Consider the following 3,799-nt stretch of genomic DNA (forward strand, 5'->3'; position numbering starts at 1 on the left):
CTCCGGCCGCGCCACTCACGACCATGCCAGGGATGCGTGCGCGCTTTTCAATGAAGGCCATGATGCGGTTGATCGCAAACGCCGAGATGATGTACAGCGTGGTCACCGCCAGATAGACCTCGATGCCGCGCGAGGTTTCTTCCTGCGCCTGCATGGCGAACATGGTGAGTTCGGCCACCGACACGGCAAACGCCACGGACGAGTTCTTGAAGATGTTCATCGTCTCGCTGGTCAGCGGCGGAATGATGATGCGAAACGCCATGGGCAGCAGCACATAGCGGTAGGTCTGGAAGGTGGTGAAACCCATGGCCATGCCGGCATACCGCTGGCCGCGTGGCAGGGCCTGGATGCCCGAGCGCACCTGCTCGGCGATACGTGCCGAGGTGAAAAAGCCCAGCGCCAGCACCACCAGCGCAAAACCGGGCACGCCCCGCAGCACCGGGAACAGGCTGGGCAGCACGTGGTACCACAGGAAAATCTGCACCAGCAGCGGAATATTGCGAAACAGCTCGACCCAGGCATTGCCCAGCCGAACGATCATCGGGCGATCCTGCAAGGTGCGCAGCGTACCGATGAATGAACCCAACACAAGCGCCAGCAGCAAGGCCAGCAGCGAAACGGACACCGTCCAGCCCCAGGCCGACAGCATCCAGTCCAGGTAGGTGATCTCGCCGCCTTTGCCAAAGCAGCCCTGCACCACATCCCGGTCCATGGTGTCCTGGCAGAACACCTGCCAATCCCAACTCATAGGAGCACCCCTTTAATTTTTGGTTTTGCGCTGGGGGACCCACTGGGCCGACCCAACAAAAAAGCCCCTTCAAACCAGCTGGCCGAAGGGGCACAAGCGTTGCAGAGCTTACTTCTTGGCGTAGTCTTCCATGGGCTTGTCGTTAGGCGATGCCCAGGCTGCCTTGGTAGCGTCGGACATCGGCAGGCCGATCTTGGTGTTGGTCGGTGGCACGGGTTGCATGAACCACTTGTCGTACAGCTTGGCCAGCGAACCGTCGGCGATCTGGCGCTTGATGGAGTCGTCCACAGCCTTCTTGAACGCGGGGTCGTCCTTGCGCAGCATGCAGGCGATGGGTTCCACCGACAGCACTTCGCCCACGATCTTGTAATCGGCAGGGTTCTTGGACTTGGAGATGTTGGCAGCCAGGATGGAGCCGTCCATCACGAATGCGTCAGCACGGCCGGTTTCCAGCATCAGGAAGCTGTCGGCGTGGTCCTTGCCAAACACTTCCTTGAAGTCGATGCCGCCAGCACGTTCGTGCTTGCGCAGGGTCTGCACGGAGGTCGTGCCGGTGGTGGTGGCCACGGTCTTGCCGTTCAGGTCCTTGATCGAGGTGATGCCCGAGTTGGCCTTCACCACGGTGCGCACTTCTTCCACATAGGTGGTCACGGCAAACGCCACGTCCTTTTGGCGTGCGGCGTTGTTGGTGGTGGAGCCACACTCCAGGTCCACGGTGCCGTTGGTCACCAGCGGAATACGGTTTTGCGAGGTCACGGGCTGGTACTTGATATCCAGCTTGGGCAAGCCCAGTTGCTTCTGGATGTCGTGCAGAACGATCTCGCCCATTTCGGTGTGGAAACCCACGTACTTGCCGTTGCCCAGCGTGTACGAAAGACCCGAAGACTCGCGCACGCCCAGCGTCACGCTGCCGGAGGCCTTGATCTTGGCCAGAGTGTCATTGGCTTGGGCAAATACGCTGCCTGCAGCCAAGGCGGTCACGGCAACCGCGAGCAAATGTTTCTTCATAGGGATCTCCTTGTGTTGAAAACGAAAAAGGGGGGGATTTTAGAGACAGGGGCCAGCCGGGGGTAACCGGTCAGGACCGCACTCCAAAAAGGGGTAGCACGCAACCAGGGATATTAGTCAGAACGGGACCTGGTCGGTAGGGTATTTCCAGAAGTCGCGCAACAAGTAACTGACCGGCAGGCTCAGCACGGTGTTGTTGGGCGGAATGGCCTTGTTGAACCACTTGTCGTAAATCGGGTAAATCTCGCGGCTGGTAATCAGGCGGCGCATTTCCTCGTCCACCAGCTTTTTGAACTCAGGGTCGTTCTTGGGCAGCATGATGGCCAGTGGCTCGGTGGTCATGAAGCGGCCCACCACCTTGAGCGCCTTGGGGTCGGGCCGCCCGGCCGCCAGGCCATACAGCAGCACGTCGTCCATCACAAACGCATCGGCCTCACCCTTCTCGACCATCTCGACCGCCTTGGCATGGTCGGGTGCCTCGACGATGGTGATGCCCATCAGGCGCTCGCGGTTGGCCTGGTCGGCCGCCTTCAGGGGCGTCGTGCCCTTGGTGGACACCAGCTTCTTGCCGTTGAGATCCTCTACCCTGTCGACGGTGCTGGAGGACTTGACCAGCAGCCGCGCGCCGGTGATGAAGTGGGGGATGGTGAAGGCCACCTTCTGGCGCCGCTCGGCGTTGTTGGTGGTGGAGCCACACTCCATGTCGGCCTTGCCCTGCTCGATCATGGCGATGCGGTTGGCCGGCGTGACAGGCACCAGCTCGATCTCCATGTCCTTCTTGCCGGTCTTCTTGCGCACCAGCTCGGCCATGCGCAGGCACAGGTCCAGCGCATAGCCCACAGGCTTGCCCGACTGGCTGTCGATGTACGAGAAAGGCACCGAGGATTCACGGTAGGCAATGACCAGCTTGCCACCGCCAGCCACGCGCTCCAGCACGCTGGCCTGCGCAGACGCACCGACCGCACAGCACAGTGCTGCGAGGCCCCAGGCCAATCCCCAATGCTGAACTTTCATACGATGCCTCTGTGAAGGAATGAACCGGGTTTGCAATCTTCGTGCCACCGTGGGGCCCTGCCAAGGCACACGCTGCTATCCACCGATCCGGCGATGGCGCAGACTGTACGTGTCGTTACGGTGAAATTCCAATGCCGTTTGCGCGCACAACTATGCAAAGTGTTTATGTCCGTATTTACCCTTAGCATGAGGCCGCTTGGGCCTGCAGGTAGGTCCACAGCGCCTGCGCCGTGCCTTTAGGGGTGTCCTTGCCATTGGGCTTTTCGCGGTAGGCACGCACATCCATGGTCATCTGCAGGCCTTCGGTATCGGGGGGCGCGGCGCTGACCAGGCGGCGCGAGCGCAGCTCCTTCTTCACGGCGCTGTGGGGCAAGAAGGCCACGCCATGCCCTTCCAGCGCCATGGCCTTGAGACCTTCGGCCATATCGGTCTCGTACACACGCTCCAGGTGAATGGGCGTCTGCGATTGTTTGAGGATGAGTTCGGTCACCCGCCCCAGGTAGGCGCCGGGCGCATAGCCCAGGTAGGGCAGCGGCTGCCCCGCGCGGCCGGGCAGGCGGTGCACGGGCTGGCCATCGGCGTCGGCCTTGCTGTAGGGCGACAACACTTCCTGACCCAGGCTGACCATTTCATACCGATCGGCATCGAGCTGAAAGGGCTGCGAGGGGTGGTGGTAGGCGATCAGCAGGTCGCACCCGCCTTCGACCAGGCGCATCACCGCGTCGTGCACATTCAGCGCAATCAGGCGGCTTTTGAACGGGCCGAACTTGTCGTGCAGGCTGGACACCCAGGCCGGGAAGAACGTGAACGCCAGCGTGTGGGGCACGGCGAACTCGATCATGTCCTTGCCTGCGCTGGTGTGCGCGCGCAGCATGGCACGCGTGTTCTGCAGCGACTGGAGCATTTCCAGGGCCTGGTCGTACAGGGTCTTTCCGGCCGGGGTCAGCCGGGTGGGGTAGGAGCTGCGGTCCACCAGGTCGGTGCCGGCCCAGGCCTCCAGCGCCTGGATGCGCCGCGAGAACGCTGGCT

4 protein-coding genes are annotated in these 3,799 nt (G+C 62.0%); all 4 read right to left on the reverse strand.

Going from position 1 to position 3,799, the window contains the following annotated elements:
• Positions 1-748 (reverse strand): amino acid ABC transporter permease (locus DBR23_RS06295; protein WP_108497665.1); only part of this gene is annotated, 748 nt, incomplete at its 3' end.
• Positions 749-856: 108 nt separating this feature from the next.
• A complete protein-coding gene (locus DBR23_RS06300; RefSeq protein WP_056745312.1) occupies positions 857-1,756 on the reverse strand; it encodes an amino acid ABC transporter substrate-binding protein in 900 nt (299 codons plus the stop codon).
• A 117-nt stretch (positions 1,757-1,873) separates the two neighbouring features.
• Positions 1,874-2,770, reverse strand: a complete 897-nt coding sequence (locus tag DBR23_RS06305; protein WP_108497666.1) for an amino acid ABC transporter substrate-binding protein — start codon at positions 2,768-2,770, stop codon at positions 1,874-1,876.
• Positions 2,771-2,951: 181 nt separating this feature from the next.
• Positions 2,952-3,799 (reverse strand): LysR substrate-binding domain-containing protein (locus DBR23_RS06310; protein ID WP_108497667.1); only part of this gene is annotated, 848 nt, incomplete at its 5' end.

Origin of the sequence: Acidovorax sp. HMWF018 (assembly GCF_003061035.1) — a bacterium.
GTDB lineage: Bacteria > Pseudomonadota > Gammaproteobacteria > Burkholderiales > Burkholderiaceae_C > Acidovorax > Acidovorax delafieldii.